Origin of the sequence: Pseudomonas sp. JH-2, assembly GCF_036231725.1 — a bacterium.
GTDB lineage: Bacteria > Pseudomonadota > Gammaproteobacteria > Pseudomonadales > Pseudomonadaceae > Pseudomonas > Pseudomonas delhiensis.
In genome coordinates, this window is the sequence record NZ_JAZAQP010000015.1 from 49,129 (window position 1) to 67,557 (window position 18,429).

16 protein-coding genes and 1 tRNA gene are annotated in these 18,429 nt (G+C 66.5%); 6 read left to right on the plus strand and 11 right to left on the minus strand.

Annotated elements, in window-relative coordinates; genetic code table 11:
- Positions 1 to 72: 72 nt before the first annotated feature.
- Positions 73 to 3,807 carry an EAL domain-containing protein gene (locus VV867_RS13065; protein ID WP_328566604.1) on the plus strand — a complete coding sequence of 1,245 codons (3,735 nt, stop codon included), beginning with the start codon at positions 73 to 75 and terminating at the stop codon, positions 3,805 to 3,807.
- Between the two features lie 16 nt (positions 3,808 to 3,823).
- Positions 3,824 to 3,900, plus strand: a tRNA-Ile gene (locus tag VV867_RS13070).
- Positions 3,901 to 3,972: 72 nt separating this feature from the next.
- Here the strand turns inward: VV867_RS13070 and VV867_RS13075 are convergent.
- From VV867_RS13075 to VV867_RS13100, 6 genes are all read right to left on the minus strand, one after another.
- A complete protein-coding gene (locus VV867_RS13075) occupies positions 3,973 to 4,263 on the minus strand; it encodes a helix-turn-helix domain-containing protein (protein ID WP_089392953.1) in 291 nt (96 codons plus the stop codon).
- Complete coding sequence (locus VV867_RS13080) at positions 4,263 to 4,577, minus strand: hypothetical protein (protein WP_328566605.1); 315 nt, start codon at positions 4,575 to 4,577, stop codon at positions 4,263 to 4,265. Before VV867_RS13080 ends, VV867_RS13075 begins: the two co-directional genes overlap by 1 nt.
- A 286-nt stretch (positions 4,578 to 4,863) precedes the next feature.
- Complete coding sequence (locus VV867_RS13085; RefSeq protein ID WP_328566641.1) at positions 4,864 to 5,289, minus strand: type II toxin-antitoxin system VapC family toxin; 426 nt, start codon at positions 5,287 to 5,289, stop codon at positions 4,864 to 4,866.
- Positions 5,289 to 5,543, minus strand: coding sequence for a type II toxin-antitoxin system Phd/YefM family antitoxin (locus tag VV867_RS13090; RefSeq protein WP_328566606.1), 255 nt, complete (start codon positions 5,541 to 5,543; stop codon positions 5,289 to 5,291). The genes VV867_RS13085 and VV867_RS13090 overlap by 1 nt, the downstream gene beginning before the upstream one ends.
- 229 nt (positions 5,544 to 5,772) lie before the next feature.
- On the minus strand, positions 5,773 to 6,177 hold the full coding sequence (locus VV867_RS13095) for a type II toxin-antitoxin system HicB family antitoxin (protein ID WP_328566607.1): 405 nt from the start codon (positions 6,175 to 6,177) through the stop codon (positions 5,773 to 5,775).
- A 32-nt stretch (positions 6,178 to 6,209) separates the two neighbouring features.
- Positions 6,210 to 6,392, minus strand: coding sequence for a type II toxin-antitoxin system HicA family toxin (locus tag VV867_RS13100; RefSeq protein ID WP_089392951.1), 183 nt, complete (start codon positions 6,390 to 6,392; stop codon positions 6,210 to 6,212).
- A gap of 458 nt (positions 6,393 to 6,850) precedes the next feature.
- Between VV867_RS13100 and VV867_RS13105 the strand changes: the two genes are divergently transcribed.
- Positions 6,851 to 7,336 (plus strand): BRO-N domain-containing protein, encoded by a 486-nt coding sequence (locus VV867_RS13105; protein WP_328566608.1) that lies wholly within the window; start codon positions 6,851 to 6,853, stop codon positions 7,334 to 7,336.
- 187 nt (positions 7,337 to 7,523) lie between these two features.
- Here VV867_RS13105 and VV867_RS13110 read toward each other — a convergent pair whose 3' ends face one another.
- Entirely contained in the window at positions 7,524 to 7,682 is a 159-nt protein-coding gene (locus VV867_RS13110; protein WP_009615518.1) for a YqaE/Pmp3 family membrane protein, read from the minus strand.
- Positions 7,683 to 8,064: 382 nt separating this feature from the next.
- Between VV867_RS13110 and putA the strand changes: the two genes are divergently transcribed.
- A complete protein-coding gene (putA, locus tag VV867_RS13115; protein ID WP_328566609.1) occupies positions 8,065 to 12,000 on the plus strand; it encodes a trifunctional transcriptional regulator/proline dehydrogenase/L-glutamate gamma-semialdehyde dehydrogenase in 3,936 nt (1,311 codons plus the stop codon).
- A gap of 188 nt (positions 12,001 to 12,188) precedes the next feature.
- On the opposite strand, the gene VV867_RS13120 is transcribed toward putA, so the two are convergent.
- Genes VV867_RS13120 through VV867_RS13130 form a run of 3 tightly spaced genes read right to left on the minus strand, consistent with a single transcriptional unit; the run spans position 12,189 to position 15,434 of the window.
- Positions 12,189 to 13,538, minus strand: coding sequence for a glutamine synthetase family protein (locus VV867_RS13120; protein ID WP_328566610.1), 1,350 nt, complete (start codon positions 13,536 to 13,538; stop codon positions 12,189 to 12,191).
- Positions 13,539 to 13,576: 38 nt separating this feature from the next.
- Entirely contained in the window at positions 13,577 to 14,125 is a 549-nt protein-coding gene (locus tag VV867_RS13125) for a helix-turn-helix domain-containing protein (protein WP_043319201.1), read from the minus strand.
- A 19-nt stretch (positions 14,126 to 14,144) separates the two neighbouring features.
- Entirely contained in the window at positions 14,145 to 15,434 is a 1,290-nt protein-coding gene (locus VV867_RS13130) for an NAD(P)/FAD-dependent oxidoreductase (RefSeq protein WP_328566611.1), read from the minus strand.
- 284 nt (positions 15,435 to 15,718) lie between these two features.
- Between VV867_RS13130 and VV867_RS13135 the strand changes: the two genes are divergently transcribed.
- Positions 15,719 to 16,420, plus strand: a complete 702-nt coding sequence (locus VV867_RS13135; protein ID WP_442965022.1) for a helix-turn-helix domain-containing protein — start codon at positions 15,719 to 15,721, stop codon at positions 16,418 to 16,420.
- Between the two features lie 305 nt (positions 16,421 to 16,725).
- Here the strand turns inward: VV867_RS13135 and VV867_RS13140 are convergent, their stop codons facing one another.
- Positions 16,726 to 17,427 (minus strand): MOSC domain-containing protein, encoded by a 702-nt coding sequence (locus VV867_RS13140; protein WP_328566613.1) that lies wholly within the window; start codon positions 17,425 to 17,427, stop codon positions 16,726 to 16,728.
- Between the two features lie 100 nt (positions 17,428 to 17,527).
- Between VV867_RS13140 and VV867_RS13145 the strand changes: the two genes are divergently transcribed.
- Positions 17,528 to 18,418: a LysR family transcriptional regulator gene (locus VV867_RS13145; RefSeq protein ID WP_109931747.1), complete on the plus strand. Its 891-nt coding sequence runs from the start codon at positions 17,528 to 17,530 to the stop codon at positions 18,416 to 18,418.
- Positions 18,419 to 18,429: the final 11 nt, after the last annotated feature.

Genomic DNA, 18,429 nt, shown 5'->3' on the forward strand with positions numbered 1-18,429 from the left:
GGCAGGGGGCTACTGGAGCGGCGAGGGCCCGACTACACTTCGGCGTATCCCTCCCCCGGATCGAGGCCCTCCATGCCGCGTCTGCAGGTTGTTCTGTTGTGCCTGGCATTCTGGGCTTCCCAGGCGAGCGCGCTCACCCTAACCCCCGAGGAGCAGACCTGGCTGCGCCAGCACCCGCAGCTGCGCCTGGGCGTGGATGCCTCCTGGCCACCCTTCGAGTTCCGCGACGACCAGGGCCACTACCAGGGGCTCGCCGCCAGCTACGTGCAACTGATCAGCGAACGCCTGCAGGTCGGCATGCAGCCCAGCGAGCCGAGCAGCTGGAGCGAGGTCCTGCAGCAGGCGCGCGACGGCCAGGTCGACCTGCTGCCGGGCATCATGGCGACGCCGGAACGCAGCGAATACCTGACCTTCACCCGCCCCTACCTGGACTTCCCCATCGTCATCCTCGCCCGCAGGGATGGCCCCAACCCGGAAAACCTGAGGGCGCTGTACGGCCTGAAGGTCGGCGTGGTCGACCACTACGCGCCCCATGAACTGCTGATCGCCAAGCACCCGGACCTCAACCTGCTGCCCCTGCCCAGCGTCGCGGCAGCCCTGCAGGCACTGGCCACCGGGCAGGTCGACGCCTTCGTCGGCGACTTCGCCTCCAGCGTCTGGAGCCTGCGCCAGCTCCGCCTCGAAGGCATCCAGATCAGCGGCGAGACGCCCTACCGCTACCAACTGGCCATGGCCGTGCCGCGCAACGACGCGATGCTCGCCGGCATCCTCGACAAACTCTTCGCCGAACTCACCGGCGACGAGGTCGAAGCCCTGCAGGCGCCCTGGGTCGGCGGCCTGCTGGATAACCGGCCGGCCTGGTCGCGGCACCTGCTGACCATCGGCCTGCCGGTGCTGCTGGCGAGCCTGGCGATAGTCGCCGCCCTGGTGGCGATGAACCGCCGCCTGCGCGGCGAAATGGCGCGACGGGTGAAACTCGAACAGGCACTGCGCGACAGCGAGCAGCACTTCCGCGGCCTGGTCGAGAGCATGGCCGCCATCGCCTGGGAGATGCGCCTGTCGGAAAACCGCTTCACCTACGTCTCGCCCCACGCCCAGGAGCTGCTGGGCTACCCGCAGCACGAGTGGCTGACGCCGGGCTTCTGGCAACGCACCCTGCACCCGGCCGACGCCGAACAGGCGATGAGCTACTGCTTCTCCGAGAGCCGCGCCGGGCGCAACCACAGCCTGGACTACCGGATGCTCGCCGCCGACGGCCGCGTGGTGTGGATCCGCGACATCGTCACCCTCATCCACCACGGCGACGAACTCATCCTGCGCGGCCTGATGATCGACATCACCGAGGCCAAGCGCACCGAACAGGCGCTGCGCCTGTCCGAACAGAAATTCGCCTCGGTGTTCCACCATTGCCCGGACATCATCGTCCTGGCCCGGCGCATCGACGGGCGCCTGCTGGCGGTGAACAGCACCTTCGAACAACAGGTCGGCATCCCCGCCAGCGAGGCCCTGGGCAAGACCGCCACCGAGCTGAACATCTGGAGCGAACCGGGCATGGGCCCGCGCATGCTCGAACGCCTGCAGGGCGAGAACCTCAACAACATCGAGATCAGCCTGCATCGCCGCGACGGCGGCCGCTTCACCGCCCTGCTCTCGGCCCAGCGCGTGGCCCTGGACGACACGCCCGCCCTGGTGGTGGTGGCGCGCAACATCTCCCAGCTCAAGCAGACCCAGGAGCAACTGCGCGCCTCCGAGGAAAAATTCGCCAAGGCCTTCCATGCCTCCCCCGACGGCATGCTCATCACCCGCATCCGCGACGGCCTGCTGCTGGAGGCCAACGAAGGCTTCACCCGCATCACCGGCTATGGCCGCGAGAGCGCCAGCGAGCGCTCGACCCTGGAGCTAGGCCTGTGGGCCGACCCGCAGGACCGCGAGCGCCTGCTGCAGATGATCCGCGAACGCTCGACGGTGCAGGACTTCACCGCCTTCATCCGCACCCGCGAAGGCGCCGCCCGGCTCTGCGAACTCTCGGCGCACCATATCGTCATCAGCGGCGAAGACTGCCTGCTGACCATCGCCCGCGACATCACCGAACGCCAACAGATGCAGGAAAAGCTCACCCTGGCCGCCACCGTGTTCGAAAGCACCGCCGAAGGCGTGATGATCACCGACGCCAGCCAGCGCATGATCGCGGTCAACCGCGCCTTCAGCGAAATCACCGGCTACGGCGAGGACGAAGTGCTCGGCCAGTCGCCGCGCCTGCTCGCTTCGGGGCAGCACGACAGCAGCTTCTACGTCGCCATGTGGCACCACCTCAACGCCGAAGGCCACTGGCAGGGCGAGATCTGGAACCGGCGCAAGAGCGGCGAGCTCTACCCGGAATGGCTGACCATCAGCGCGGTGCGGGGCAACAACGGCGAAACCAGCCACTTCGTCGGCGTTTTCGCCGACATCTCCACGCTCAAGTACGCCCAGGCCCGCCTCGACTACCAGGCCCACCACGACCCGCTCACCGGCCTGCCCAACCGCCTGCTGTTCGAGACCCGGCTGACCACCGCGCTGAAGGAAAGCCAGGAAGAACAGCAGCTGGGCGCCGTGCTGTTCCTCGACCTGGACCGCTTCAAGCACATCAACGACAGCCTCGGCCACCCGGTCGGCGACCAGTTGCTGAAATCCATCGCCCGGCGCCTGCGCGAACAGCTGCGCGACATCGACACAGTGGCGCGCCAGGGCGGCGACGAATTCATCATCCTGCTGCCCGGCCTGCACCAGGCCAGCGATGCCGAGCACGTGGCGAAGAAGCTGCTGAACTGCTTCAGCCACGCCTTCGTCGCCGACGACAAGGAATTCTTCGTCAGCGCCAGCATCGGCATCAGCCTGTTCCCGGTGGACGGCAAGGACGTCGCCACCCTGGTGAAGAACGCCGACGCCGCCATGTACCGGGCCAAGGCCCAGGGCCGCAACCGCGTCGAGTTCTACACCCGCGAGCTGACCTTCCAGGCCAACGAACGCGTGGCCCTGGAGCACGAACTGCGCCGCGCCCTGGAAACCCACCAGCTGCAGCTCTACTACCAGCCCAAGCAGGCCCTGGACAGCGGTGCGCTGGTGGGCGCCGAAGCGCTGATCCGCTGGAGCCACCCCAAGTACGGCGCCATCCCGCCGGACCGCTTCATCCCCCTGGCCGAGGAAACCGGGCTGATCCTGCCGTTGGGCACCTGGGTGCTGGAAGAAGCCTGCCGGCAGATGAGCCGCTGGCAACAGAGCCACGCCGCCTTCGGCCCGCTGTCGGTGAACCTGGCCGGCGCCCAGCTGTACCAGCACGACGTGGTCGACCAGGTGCGCGAGCTGCTGCAGCGCTACAACCTGCACGCCCCCAGGCTGCAACTGGAAATCACCGAGAACTTCCTGATGCACCAGACCGACGAGGCCCTGGACACCCTACACGCCCTCAAGGGCCTGGGCGTACAACTGGCCATCGACGACTTCGGCACCGGCTACTCCTCGCTCAGCTACCTCAAGCAACTGCCGCTGGACATCCTCAAGATCGACCAGTCCTTCGTCCACGGCCTGCCCGACGACCCCCACGACGCCGCCATCGCCCGCGCCGTGATCGCCCTGGGCCGCAGCATGAACCTCACCATCATCGCCGAAGGCGTGGAACGCGAGGAACAGGAACGCTTCCTCGCCGAAGAAGGCTGCGACCAGGTCCAGGGCTACGCCCTCAGCCCACCCCTGCCTGCCGAACAATTCGCAGCCCGTTTCCTCACCCCGCTGCAGCCGATTGGCACTGCGCAAGGGACGCCGGTATAATCCGCCGGCCTTCTGGGGGCCTATAGCTCAGTCGGTTAGAGCAGAGGACTCATAATCCTTTGGTCCACGGTTCGAATCCGTGTGGGCCCACCACTCTTCGAAAGCATGAAAGCCGCGCACTGCGCGGCTTTCACGTTTTCGAGCCCGGGTTTCCTGGAACGAGATTCAGCGTTTCAGGGCGGCGATAACATGCTCGGGATCGTTGTGTATCGCCCTCAACAAGGCCTTGGCCGGACCTTCCGGCTCCCGCCTTCCCTGCTCCCAATTCCGCAGTGTGCCCAGGGCGACGTCGATCGCCTTGGCAAACGCCGCCTGCGACAGCCCCGTGGCCTGGCGGATGCTTTTGACCTGTAGCGCATCCACATGGAACTCGCGTGAAGGTTGACGCTCGCCGCGGTCGATCTCGTTCATCTGCTCCATGCTTTGAACGAGCCGGCTGAAGAGATTCTTTTCCATCACTGCCACCCTTTGTTGAGATCGCGGAGCACTTTCTTTTCATCCTCGGACAGGTCGTCCTTCACACCTTTCCTATAGATCAATAGCAGCCGAATCTGATGGGCCGCCATCATGTGGTAGTAGATCACCCGAACACCACCGCACTGCCCTTTCCCATTCGCCTTCCAGCGTACCTTCCGGAGCCCGCCGGTGTGCTGGATCACATCACCAGCCTGGGGATTCTCTGCCAGGTACTGCTGGAAGTGCTTGTATTCGTCGTCGCTGAGCAACTCCCGAAGGTCTTCGGTGAAGATCGGCGTTTCGATGAAGATCATGCAATCCCTTGCCCTTATGTACGCCATTGGCGCATTGAAACTATAGACTCGGATACCTATGACTTCAAGACTCATCGCCCCGCCTGCACGCTGAGCCGAATAGCTCGCACAATCGGCTAATCCAATGAGCCGAATGATCCACTTATTCGGCTCACCGACCTTGGAAGAAATGTCGAGTCGGTGCGCGCCTCCCTGGCGCGGCGGCTGGGCCTGGAGAGTGGCGGGCGCAGCACCCGCTACCAGGTCAATTGGCCTGCCTCATCCTTGCCTGTAAGAAAATAAGCCTCTATTGCATCGCTTCCCACGGATTGAGGATAGGCACTCCTGTCGCTTCGAAATCAGCCACATTGCGGGTGACTACCGTCATGCCATGAACAAGGGCCGTTGCTGCAATGAGCGCGTCACGCTCGCCTCGCTTGTCGGGCACGTGCAGCCGGGCGCAGCGTTGCGCCACTGCTGTATCGATTGGCAATGTTCGCCCAGAGAACTCCGGCAACACATGTTGCTCCAGCCACGAGCGCAGCAAGGCCCCTTGGGTGGCGTCTTTTCGCTCAATCGACAGAACACCGAGCTCCAGCTCCATGATGGTGATGGCGGACACGAAAAGCTCGGCGGCATCGACGCTTTCACTCCATGCCGCAACGTTCGGGTCAGCTTTGCCGGCCCGAACCTTTCGCAGTTCGGACACCACGTTGGTGTCGAGAACGAACATCATGAGAAGTCAGCCGGCTGGGTACCGATGGTCACACGCGGTGCTTCAAACTCGATGTCCGCAACGTCCGGCATAGCTAGAGAATCGGCAATATTGCGGCGCTGCTTCGTAAGCCGCTGGTATTCCTCGATGCTCAACAATACATGGGCGGGCTTACCGCGATCCGTGATGAACACCGGACCATATTTGGCCGCCTTCTTTGCACGGGTAACATCCTGGTTAAGTTCTCGACTGGATAGGGTCGTGATGGTCATGGCGGCACCTCCCACATGAATCACCAATGTAGGTATGTTGCTACATGAATAGCAAGCTGTCCATAAAGCCGCGCACTGCACAGCTTTTGCGCAGGTATCTCCGGATAGCTCGCACAATCGATTCATGAAATGAGCCGAATAATTGATTTATTCGGCTCATCCTCCCAGAAGGGCTTGCCATGCATTCTTCGCGCCCCGCGAAAAGCCGCCTGATTGCGCAGCGTCTGGTTCAGTTCGAAGACAACTCACGTAACGCGGCGGTAGCCAGGAAGCCGGAGCGGGAGGCGTAGCGGTGGTCGCGCTTCACCCGCTCGTCGATGCGTTGCAGCAGGTTTTCCGGCAGGGTGGCGTTGAAGCGCACGGCCTTGCCCAGGTAGGGGGTGACGTCAAAGTCGACCACTGCCCAGACACCGCCGGCATAGTCGGGGTTGGCCATGTGGACGTCCACTTCTTGCGCTTGCGGCAGTTCCTCGCCATCGGCTACCAGGCCCTCGAAGTGCAGGGCCAGGGCTTCCTGGACGTTTTCCAATGCCTGGCTGACGGTGGTGCCGGCGGAGAAGCAGCCGGGTACGTCGGGTACGGTCACGCCGTAATCCGAATCGGCGTCCTTGTGCAGGACCACGGGGAATTTCATGGCGATGCTCTCCTCTTTCGCAGGCGGGTGGATCATCGAAGGCCAGCCTGTCGCAGGATGCTGTTCACGGTTCCTATCGGCAGGTTGCTCCTGGGGTGGGGAACCGTTACCCGGCCCTTCTTGGTGAAGTGCCTGAATTGGTGGTGACTGCCTTTCACCTCGACCAGGTACCAGCCATCCGCACGAATCAACTCCATTATTTCTCGACTGCGCATCGTCCCTCCGCACAGCCTTGGTGTGTAGCCTACACACCAAGCGCTGAACTATCTACACACCATACACATCATGAGTTTCGAATTGCCGGCCTGATGCCGCCCGGCAATTCAAGGACGCGCGGCTTTGCGGATATGTGTGTAGGTTGGCGATCGCCGGAAACAGGGAAATTCCCTACTCGGAATTGGCGTTGCCGTCCTACAAGACGGCTGCGTAGCTTTCGCTCTGCCACGGATCAGACGTGGCCAGGTGTGGAAACCTGATTAACGAGCGGTCCACTCTCTCAGGGCGAAGTAGGCACGACGTGCCGGTAGTGCCCTGTACGCTGTGGCGGACCGTGCGAGGCGGGCGTTTGCCCGGCCGGCTTACTCGTTATCCGGTTTTCCACCCTTGCACGGTCCGCCTCCCTTCTCCGGATTGCCTGGGTGGCGGCTTCTTCGATGCAGCAAGGAGCGACAGCATGACCCTTTCTACTTCCGATTCCGTTCTCGTCCCTTCCGTTTTCCTGCGCCATCGCCGTCCCCTGAGGGCGGTACTGATCGAGAACCAGGCGTGGTTCGTCGGGCGGGACCTGGCGCGGCTGACCAACAGCCATGTGTCCACGCGGGTTATCCACAAACTGGATGCCGACCAGCAGCGGTTCGAGTGTCTGCAGGCGGCTGGCGGTGAGGTGACGCGTGAGTGGCTGGTCAGCGAGAGCGGCGTTTATGCGCTGCTGATGGTGCATTTCTATCACCCGGAGAACCGGGGCTTGCGGCAATGGTTGAGCAATGAGGTGGTGCCGGCGTTGCGGGATGCGCGGCAGAGTGATCCGGATTTGCCGCGGCGGAGGGTGAAGCGGGTGCAGGGGCAGCAGTTGAGCGTGCTGGATTGGCAGGGGATGTTGTGGGTGCGGTTTGGGGATGCGGTGGGGTTGATGGAGCGGGAGGTGCGGTGGGAGTCGTAGGGTTGGGGGCGGTATTCATGGTGATGGGTATCGCTGCGCTCAACGCCATCCTACGGGGGTCAAGGTTGGGTCAGGTGCGGTTTTTAACTTGGGTTCCCTCTCCCCAGCCCTCTCCCTGAAGGGAGAGGGCTGGGGAGAGGGCTGCCGGGCCTCGCTCTAGCGTCGACAGCCTTGACCGAACCCCGCTTCACCGCTTCGCAATGATGTAAACCGCATGCACGATACCGGGGATGTACCCCAGCAGCGTCAGCAGGATGTTCAGCCAGAACGCCCCGCCGAAGCCGACCTGGAGGAACACGCCCAGGGGCGGGAGGATGATGGCGATGAGGATGCGGATCAGGTCCATGGCTATTGCTCCTTGTAGCGGCATTCACTGACACCTGCATCGACCACGGCGGCCTGGCTGGCGTTCCATCCTTTTGCGCCATCGGCTGGACCGGGTGCCCCCGGCGGGCCATAGTTGTGTGCAGGCTTCGGCCAGTGCGTGCCGAAAAGGTGCAACCCCGCTCAAGCGCCCCTCGGGCGCCCCCCCACTCACCCGATGGCCGGCAAGGTCCGCTTCTTGCAGCGATCGCTGGGTATCCGCCGCATCCATCGGCATGGTCACCTTTCTACACAGTCCGTCGGCTTCGACCAATGATAGGTTGCACCCGGTTGCACCTTTTTCGTCCGACGTTTAAATTCTCGCCACATTTCCGCCGTGCCCACTTTCAATAACAGGTACAACCATGGCCACCACCACCCTTGGCGTGAAGCTCGACGACGCCACCCGTGAACGCCTCAAGCAAGCCGCCCAGGCCATCGAGCGCACGCCCCACTGGATCATCAAGCAGGCGATCTTCAACTACCTGGAGCAGATCGAGGGTGGTCTCTCCCCCGCCCAGCATTCCGGCCTGGCCGCCGCGGCCGGTGGGGAACCGCTGGAGGCGCTGAACGAGCAAGGCCTGCAGGTGTTCCTGGACTTCGCCGAGAGCATCCTGCCGCAGTCGGTGCTGCGCGCCGCCATCACTTCCGCCTACCGCCGCCCCGAGACCGAGGCGCTGCCGATGCTGCTGGAGCAGGCCCGCCTGCCGCAGGACAAGGCCGAAGCCGCCAACAAGATGGCCCTGGGCATCGCCGAGAAGCTGCGCAACCAGAAGAGCGCCGGTGGCCGCCAGGGCCTGGTGCAGGGCCTGCTGCAGGAGTTCTCGCTGTCGTCCCAGGAAGGCGTGGCGCTGATGTGCCTGGCCGAGGCGCTGCTGCGCATCCCGGACAAGGCCACCCGTGACGCGCTGATCCGCGACAAGATCAGCAACGGCAACTGGAGCCAGCACCTGGGCCAGAGCCCGTCGATGTTCGTCAACGCGGCCTCCTGGGGCCTGCTGATCACCGGCAAGCTGGTCTCCACCCACAACGAGGCGGGCATGACCTCCTCGCTCAACCGCATCATCGGCAAGAGCGGCGAGCCGCTGATCCGCAAGGGCGTGGACATGGCCATGCGCCTGATGGGCGAGCAGTTCGTCACCGGCGAGACCATCGGCGAGGCCCTGGCCAACGCCGCGGCCATGGAGAGCAAGGGCTTCCGCTACTCCTACGACATGCTCGGCGAGGCCGCGCTGACCGATGAGGACGCCAAGCGCTACCTGGCCTCCTACGAGCAGGCCATCCACGCCATCGGCAAGGCCTCCCACGGCCGCGGCATCTACGAAGGCCCGGGCATCTCCATCAAGCTCTCGGCGCTGCACCCGCGCTACAGCCGCGCGCAGTACGAGCGGGTGATGGAAGAGCTGTACCCGACCCTGCTGGGCCTGACGCAGATGGCCAAGCAGTACGACATCGGCATCAACATCGACGCCGAGGAAGCCGACCGCCTGGAAATCTCCCTCGACCTGCTCGAGCGCCTGTGCTTCGAGCCATCGCTGAGCGGCTGGAACGGCATCGGCTTCGTCATCCAGGCCTACCAGAAGCGCTGCCCGTACGTGATCGACTACGTCATCGACCTGGCCAAGCGCAGCCGCCACCGCCTGATGATCCGCCTGGTGAAGGGCGCCTACTGGGACAGCGAGATCAAGCTGGCCCAGGTCAACGGCCTAGAGGGCTACCCGGTCTACACCCGCAAGCCCTACACCGACGTTTCCTACATCGCCTGCGCGCGCAAGCTGCTGGCGGTGCCGGAAGCCATCTACCCGCAGTTCGCCACCCACAACGCCCACTCGCTGTCGGCCATCTACCAGCTCGCCGGGCAGAACTACTACCCCGGCCAGTACGAGTTCCAGTGCCTGCACGGCATGGGCGAGCCGCTGTACGAGCAGGTGGTGGGCAAGGTCGCCGACGGCAAGTTCAACCGCCCGTGCCGCATCTACGCCCCGGTCGGCAGCCACGAGACGCTGCTGGCCTACCTGGTGCGCCGCCTGCTGGAGAACGGCGCCAACACCAGCTTCGTGAACCGCATCGCCGACCACAGCATCTCGCTGCAGGACCTGGTGCTGGACCCGGTGCAGCAAGTCGAGCAGATGGCCGCCCAGGAAGGCACCCTCGGCCTGCCGCACCCGCGCATCCCGCTGCCGCGTGACCTCTACGGCGAAGGCCGGGCCAACTCCGCGGGCCTGGACCTGGCCAACGAACACCGCCTGGGCTCGCTCTCCTCGGCGCTGCTGACCAGCACCAACCAGGCCTACGTCGCCCAGCCGGTGCTCGGCGGCGAAGCCCCGGCGCCCGCCGCGGCGGAGCCGGTGAAGAACCCCGCCGACCATCGCGACGTCGTCGGCCAGGTGTTCGAGGCCAGCGAGGCGGACGTGAACAACGCCCTGCTCAGCGCCCAGGCCAGCGGCCCGATCTGGCAATCGACCCTGCCGGAAGAACGCGCCGCCGTGCTGGAGCGCGCCGCCGACCAGATGGAAGGCGAGATGCAGCAACTGATGGGCCTGCTGGTGCGCGAGTCCGGCAAGACCTTCGCCAACGCCATCGCCGAGGTGCGCGAGGCGGTGGACTTCCTGCGCTACTACGCAGCCCAGGCCCGCGCCTTCGCCAACGACAGCCACCGCCCGCTGGGCCCGGTGGTGTGCATCAGCCCGTGGAACTTCCCGCTGGCGATCTTCAGCGGCCAGGTGGCCGCCGCCCTGGCCGCCGGCAACACCGTGCTGGCCAAGCCGGCCGAGCAGACCCCGCTGATCGCCGCCCAGGCCGTGCGCATCCTGCTCGAAGCAGGCGTGCCGGCCGGCGTGCTGCAGCTGCTGCCGGGCCGCGGCGAGACCGTGGGTGCCCGCCTGGTGGGCGACGAGCGCGTGCGCGGGGTGATGTTCACCGGCTCCACCGAGGTGGCCGGCATCCTCCAGCGCAACATCGCCGGCCGCCTGGACGCCCAGGGCCGCGCCATTCCGCTGATCGCCGAAACCGGCGGGATGAACGCGATGATCGTCGACTCCTCGGCCCTGGCCGAGCAGGTGGTGGTGGACGTGATCAACTCCGCCTTCGACAGCGCCGGCCAGCGCTGCTCGGCCCTGCGCGTGCTGTGCGTGCAGGCCGACGTGGCCGACCGCGTGGCGCAGATGCTCAAGGGCGCCATGGCCGAATACACCCTCGGCTCGCCGGAACACCTGAACGTGGACATCGGCCCGGTGATCGACGCCGAGGCCAAGGGCAACATCGACCGCCACATCCAGGCCATGCGCGACAAGGGCCGCAAGGTCTTCCAGGCCGCCCGGGTGAATGGCGACGTGCTCAAGCGCGGCACCTTCGTGGTGCCGACGCTGATCGAACTGGACAGCTTCGACGAGCTCAAGCGCGAGATCTTCGGCCCGGTGCTACACCTGGTGCGCTACGAGCGCTCCGACCTGGACCAGTTGCTGGCGCAGATCAACGCCTCCGGCTACGGCCTGACCCTCGGCGTGCACACCCGCATCGACGAGACCATCACCCAGGTGGTGGGCAGCGCCCACGTCGGCAACCTGTACGTGAACCGCAACATCGTCGGCGCCGTGGTCGGCGTGCAGCCGTTCGGCGGCGAAGGCCTGTCCGGCACCGGCCCGAAGGCCGGCGGCCCGCTGTACCTGTACCGCCTGCTGTCGACCCGCCCGCGCGACGCGGTGGCCAACCAACTGGCCGGCGACAACGTGCAGGCCCTGCCCCGCCCCGCCGAGCGCGAGAAAGCCCTGCAGGCGCTGCGCGACTGGGCGGCCAGGCAGGAGCCGGAACTGGCGAAGGTGGCGGACGAGTTCGCCAGCCTGGCGCAGAGCTACGCCTGCCACGTGCTGACCGGCCCGACCGGCGAGCGCAACACCTACACCCTGCTGCCGCGCGAGCGCGTGCTGAACCTCGCCGAGGAGCGCGCCGACCTGCTGGTGCAGCTGGCCGCCACCCTGGCGGTGGGCAGCCTGGCGGTATGGCCGGCAAGCCAGCGCGAGCTGCGTGACAGCCTGCCCAAGGAAGTGCAGAAGCGCATCGAGCTGGTCAACGACTGGACCGCCGCCGAAGCCGCCTTCGACGCCATCCTGCACCACGGCGATTCCGACCAGCTGCGCGAGGTGTGCGAGCAGGCCGCCAAGCGCAAGGGCGCCATCGTCGGCGTGCACGGCCTGGGCAAGGGTGAAACCGATGTACCGCTGGAACGCCTGCTGGTGGAGCACGCCCTGAGCGTGAACACCGCGGCCGCCGGCGGCAACGCCAGCCTGATGACCATCGGCTGATGTGAAAGCGGCGCCCTACCCGGGCGCCGCCTGCGATACCCGCGCCCTTGCGGCGCGAACCGCGCTACCGCCCTCGCCGAGGGGGCTACCCGCCCGGTAGCGCGGCTTCCCACTGCGGCCCTGCAGGCCACGCGTCCACTCAAACGGTGGATGCCGCGACGGGGCTACCCGCCCCGCCGCTTCCCTCCCTACAGGAACCAGCGGTATTCCCGCGCACTCACCTCGTCCATGAACTCCAGGTGGTCGTGGCGCTTGTTCTCGCAGTAGACGAAGACGAACTCGCTGCCGAGCCCTTCCTTCACCACCGGGTGGTTCTCCATGGCCGCCACTGCGCCGAGCATGTCGCGGGGGAAGTCGATGCCGCTGTCGCGGTCTTCGTTCAGCGGGGCGATGGGCTCCTTGCCCGCTTCCAGACCGTATTCCATGCCGGTGAGGATGGCCGCCAGCACCAGGTAGGGGTTGGCGTCGGCGCCGGCGAGGCGGTGCTCGATGCGCAGGTTCCTGCCATCGGATTCCGGGATGCGGATGCACGCATCGCGGTCCTCGAAGCCCCAGCTGGCCTTGCTCGCGGCGTTCACCCGCGAGCCGTAGCGGCGGTAGGCGTTGTGGTTGGCGGCGAAGATCGGCATGCAATGCGGCAGCAGCTCCAGGCAGCCGGCCACGGCGTGGCGCAGCGGGCGCTGTTCGTCGCCGTCGAGCAGGTTGCGGCCGTCACGGTCGTAGAGGCTGACGTGCACGTGCATGCCGCTGCCCGGCGCGTGCAGGTAGGGTTTGCTCATGAAGCTGGCGCGGTGCCCATGCTTGAGTGCCACGCCGCGGGTGGCGCGGGTGAAGAGCGCGGCCTGGTCGGCGGCGTGCAGGCCGTCCTCGCAGTGGGCGAAGTTGATCTCGAACTGGCCGGGGCCGATCTCGGCGGTGATCACGTTGGCATCCACGCCCTGCTCGCGCGAGGCCTCGACTATCTCGTGGAGCACGTCGGAGAAGCGCGACAGGCGCTCGATGTGCATGTTCGGCTGGTCGTCCTCGTCCTCGCACAGCGGGTCGCGCGGGTACTGCGGCAGGCCGTCCCTGAGCTTCTTGTCGAACAGGTAGAACTCCAGCTCGAAGGCCACCACCGGGCGGATGCCCTTGCCTTCCAGGCGCTTGAGCACGCGCGCCAGCACTTCCCGCGGTTCGAACTCGATGGGCGCCTCGGTACCGTCGGAGCTGATCAGCATCTGCCCCAGCGGCTGGTTCTCCCAGCGCACCGGCTTGAGGCTGCCGGGGATCAGCCGGCGCGGCGCGTCCGGGTCGCCGTCGTTGAAGCAGTAGTCGCCGATCGGGTGCAGGCCGCCCTGCACGCCCAGCAGCACGCAGTTCTGCGGCAGCTTCAGGGGCGAGCCGGCGGCGACTTTCTCCAGCATGTCCACCGGGTAGCGCTTGCCGTAGAAGTGCCCGGGGATGTCCAGGCAGATCAGGTCGACGTAGCGCACGTCCGGGTTCTGGGCGCGGAAGGCGCGTACTTCGCTGAGCAGGTCGGGGAAGGTTTGGCGGTTCATCTTCTTGGTGCCTGTGTGTCAGGCGCAGCCGGATGCCTTCAGGTGAAGATCCAGAGCACCCTCGTTGGTTTGTCTGTCAGGTTGCCGTAGCGGAATTTCGCGTGCGGCGGCAGCTGGAAGCTGTCGTTGGGGTAAAGGGTGACGGTCTCGTCCTGGTACCAGAGGGTCAGTTCGCCCTCCAGCACGAAGCCGCCCTGCTCGGAGCTGTCGTTGAGGTGGTCCTCGCCGCTGGTGGCGCCGGGGGCGAGGATACTGTCGAGCATGGAGAAGCCGCCGGACATGTTCGGCGAGGCGAGGATGTCGGTGATGCCGCCGGCGTAGTACAGCGTGCGGCGGTCGGCCGGGCGCGTCACCCAGGCCAGCTCGCGGGCAGGCCCCTCGGCGTAGAAGTAGGTGGTCGGCACGCCGAGGGCTTCGCTGATGGCAGTGAGGTCGGCCACGGTCGGGCGCGACAGGCCACGCTCGACCTGGGAGAGGAAGCCCACCGAGCGGCCGATGCGCTCGGCCAGGGCGCCGAGGGTCAGGTTCTTGTGCTTGCGCAGGTCGCGGATCAGGGTCGCGAGGTGTTCGTTCTGGTGTTCTTGCATAGGCGCTGCCCGGCTCTGTTCAGAAGAAGTCCCGCAAGCGATACCAGGCTTTGCCGACGGCTTCCAGTGGCGCGGCGAAGCGTTGGCCGCCGGGGAAGCCGGGATTGCTCAGGCGCTGGTACAGGTCGAGCTCCTCGCCATACCCCAGCATGGCCTGGCTGACCGCGCGGGCGGCGGCCAGGCTGGGCAGCACGCCGTGCCCGGAATAGCCCTGCAGCCAGTAGAGGTCGCCGCGGCGGCCGACGTCCGGGGTGCGCCGCATGCTGCAGTCGATGTGCCCGCCCCAGGCGTATTCCAGCGCCACCCCACGCAGCTGCGGGAACACCCGCTCGACGTAGGGCCGGGTGGCCGCGCGGATGTCCGCGGGCATGCCGCCCAGGTAGGTGCAGCCGCCGCCGAACAGCAGGCGGTGGTCGGGGGTCAGGCGGAAGTAGTCGAGGACGAACTGGTTGTCGGTGACACAGCAGTTCTGCGGCAGCAGCGAATGCGCCAGCTCCGCGCCCAGCGGCGCGGTGGCGACCTGGTAGGTGCCCACCGGCAGGATGCGCGCGGAGACTTCCTTGTCCAGGCCGTCGATGTAGGCGTTGCAGGCCAGCACCAGGGCGGCGCAGCGGATGCTGCCGTGCTCCGTCTCGACGACGTAGCCGTTGCCCTGCTCGCTGTAGCGCAGCGCGCGGGTCTGCTCGAAGATGCGCCCGCCGGCCCTCTCCAGCGCGCCGGCCAGGCCGTAGGCCAGCTTCAGCGGGTTGAGGTGCGCGGAATTCGGGTCATACAGGCCGGCCAGGTAGCGTTCACTGGCGATCCACTGCGGCAGCTCGGCGCGGGAAACCATCTGCAGGCCCTCGTAGCCCCAGCGACGCGCGGCCTCGCCCTGCCATTCCTCGAGCATGCCGACGCGGCGCGGCAGTACGGCGGTCCACAGGTGGCCGACGCGGTAGTCGCAGTCGAAGCCGTGGCGCTGCGGCAGGTCGCGCATCTCGCGCGCGGCCCAGAGCATGCCCTGCCACAGGCGCAGGGCGCCTTCATGGCCGAGGTCGGCCTCGATCGGCCCGAGGTCGCTGGACCAGCCCGGCAGCGCCTGGCCGCCATTGCGCCCGGAAGCCGCCCAGGCGATGCGGCTGGCCTCGATCACGCAGACCTGGCGGCCGCCCTCGGCCAGCTGCAGCGCGGTATGCAGGCCGCTGAAGCCGGCGCCGATCACCAGCACCTCGACCTCCAGCGCATCCGTCAGCTGCGCGCGGGGCTGCAGCAACTCCGGGTTGGCGGCGGCGTAGTAGGTGCCGACGGGCTGGCTGGATTGCAGGAACATGGCGACCTCGTGAAATTGTCATGCTTGTTTTTCATGAAAACTAACACAACGAATTTCACGAAGCCAGCCCGGCGCGAATTCGACCTGACCTGCGGCAATGCAATCCCGGGAAAAACCGCCGGCGCCTTGGCATCGGCCCGCCCCGTGCCCATCTGCCTCACAAGCCCATCCACAGCGGGGCCGATCCGTCCACGCGGATGACAGATGCCCATCTGTTGCTATGTTCTTAGAAGGCCGCCGGACGCGGTTAGCGCTGGTGTACAGGGGATAACCGGATGAATCAGATGCTGAAGCCGCAACCGTACTGCAAGAACTGCCGTCTGGCGCCGCCCACGCTCAGCGACGACAAGATTCTCGAGCTGGAGGCCATCATCAAGCCCGGCCACCTGCTGCACAAGGGCGACCACCTGTTCCGCCAGGGCGACACCTTCCACAACGTCTACCTGGTGCGCTCCGGCTCGCTGAAGACGGTGACCACCAACGAGCAGGGCCTGGAGAAGATCACCGGCTTCTACTACGCCAACGAGATCTTCGGCTTCTCCGGCATGGACGAGGGGCGCTACCCGGTATCGGCCATCGCCCTGGAAAGCACCCTGTGCAGCGAGATCCCCTTCGACCAGCTGGAGCTGCTGTCGCAGCAGATTCCCGGGCTGTCGCACCAGTTGCTGCTGATGATGAGCCGCAAGATCCGCGAGGACCAGCAGATGAAGCTGCTGCTCTCGCGGCTCAACGCCGACTCGCGGATCGCCGCCTTCCTGCTGAACATCTCGGCGCACTTCCGCGAGCGCGGCTTCTCGGCCCTGCGTTTTCGCCTGAGCATGTCGCGCCACGAAATCGGCGACTACCTGGGGCTGGCGGTGGAAACCGTGTCGCGCAGCTTCACCCGCCTGCAGAAGAACGGCCTGCTGCGGGTCAACGGGCGGGAGACGGAGATCGTCGACTTCACCGAGCTGTGCGCACTGGCGGGGGGCGAGATCGAACTGTAACGCCTTTATCGCGGACGGAGTCCGCTCCTACGGGAGCATGCCGGTAGCCTACGGCTGCGCCAGGCGTCTTTCGTAGGATGGGTTGAGCGAAACCCATGCGGTCATTGGTGATGGGTATCGCTTCGCTCAACCCATCCTACGGTGTGTGTTCGCCTGAGGATGTGGGAGCGGATTCATCCGCGATGCGGCCGACAGGCCGCCGCCATCCCCGGGGCGCGCAGCCCCGGCCGGGAATAAAAGCCGCCCCGGTGGACCAAAACGACGTCCGGGGGCGGGCGCGAGGCAGGTTGTGGGCAGCCGCCGCGTCAGGCGGGGCCGCTGCCCAGGCATTCGGGGCCCTGCAGGCGGGCCGTCCAGTCTTCCACCACGCCACTGGCCAGGCGTTGCGCGGCGGTCTTGCGCCAGCGCAGCGAGAGCGCGTCGCACGCCATCATCTGGCGCAGGCCGCAGCGCTCCAGCGGTTCGCCGAAGTACCAGCGCAACAGGCTGGCCACGCTCAGCTGCGGGTAGTGCCGCTGCACCAGCTCCAGCGGCGCGGCGGCGCTGACCATCCCAGCGCGACGCACCCGGTAGAACCAGCCGCAGCGGCCCTGCTGCTGCAGCTCCAGCGGCAGTTCCGGCAGGTTCCAGCGGCGCCCCAGGCGGTAGCATGGCGAGCGCGGCTGGCTGACCTCGATCAGCGCATCGCCCCAGCGGAACAGGTCGCCGATGCACACGTCGGCCTCGTTCACACCGAAGGTCGACAGGTTCTCGCCAAAGGCCGGTTGCTGCCAGCGCTGCTGCGGATGCTGCTTGCGCCAGTGGCGGTAGTGCTCGGCCGGATAGTGGTGCAGCGCACGGTCGAGGCCGCCGTGGTGGCGCAGGTCAGCCTGTTCGTCGCCGGGCAGGCCTTCGCTGCCCAGCCAGACTTCCTCGCGGGTTTCCAGCTTGTCGATGGCGCTGACCAGGCCGCCCCAGCACTCTTCGACTTTGCCTATGAAAACACCCTGGATGACGATGCCTTCCACCTTTGTCTACCCGTCTGCAGCAGCGGACAGGCACTAGACTAGAGCCTCGGATAGGTACCTATCCATTTCGATTTTCCAGTTTCGTTGATAAGCCGCGCTTATGGATTTCCGCCAGCTCCGCTATTTCGTCGCGCTCTACGAGGAAGGCCACGTCGGCCGTGCCGCCGAGCGCCTGGCCCTGTCGCAACCGGCGCTGTCACAGCAGATCCGCCAGCTGGAGCGGAGCCTCGACGTGGCCCTGTTCCAGCGCATCGGCAAGCGCCTGGTGCCGACGGCGGCGGCGCACACCCTGTACAACCATGCCGTGCCCCTGCTCGAAGGCCTGGAGCGCGCCCACGAGGCCCTGCGCGGCTTCCGCGGGCAGGCCGCGCGCAGCCTGGCCATCGGCGTGCTGCAGACGGTGAACGCCAGCCTGGTGCCCTACCTGGTGGAACGCCTGCACGCTGCGCAGCCGCACCTGCAGGTGCGCATCTACGAGCTGTCCGGGGTGGAGATCGAGCGCCGGCTGCTGGCCGGGCAGTTGGACATCGGCATCGGCTTCCTGCCACCGCGCCAGCCGGCGCTGCATGGCGTGGAGCTGTACCCGGACGAGCTGCAGCTGGTGATCCCCGCCGACCACCCGTTGCGCGAGTTCAAGAAGGTATCCCTGGCCCAGGCCGCGGAACTGCCGATGCTGCTGCTGGGCGAGGAATTCCGCGCCCGGCAGATCTGGCAGGAGCAACTGGCCGCCATCGGCCGCCGGCCACGGGTGCAGGCCGAGCTGAACCACATGAGCGGCATCCTCGACAGCCTGCCCCACAGCCGCTTCGCCACGGTGCTGCCGGGCCGCGCGCGACAACTGCACAGCAACCGCGACCTGCTGTGGAAGCCGTTGAGCGAGCCGCGCATCCCGCTGAGCGTAGGCCTGGTGTACCGCGACGCGCAGCGCCAGCACAGCACGGTGGAGCTGCTGCGTTCGCTGCTGGAAGGCGCGGTGCAGGGTTTTTCGTAGGGCCCCGCGCC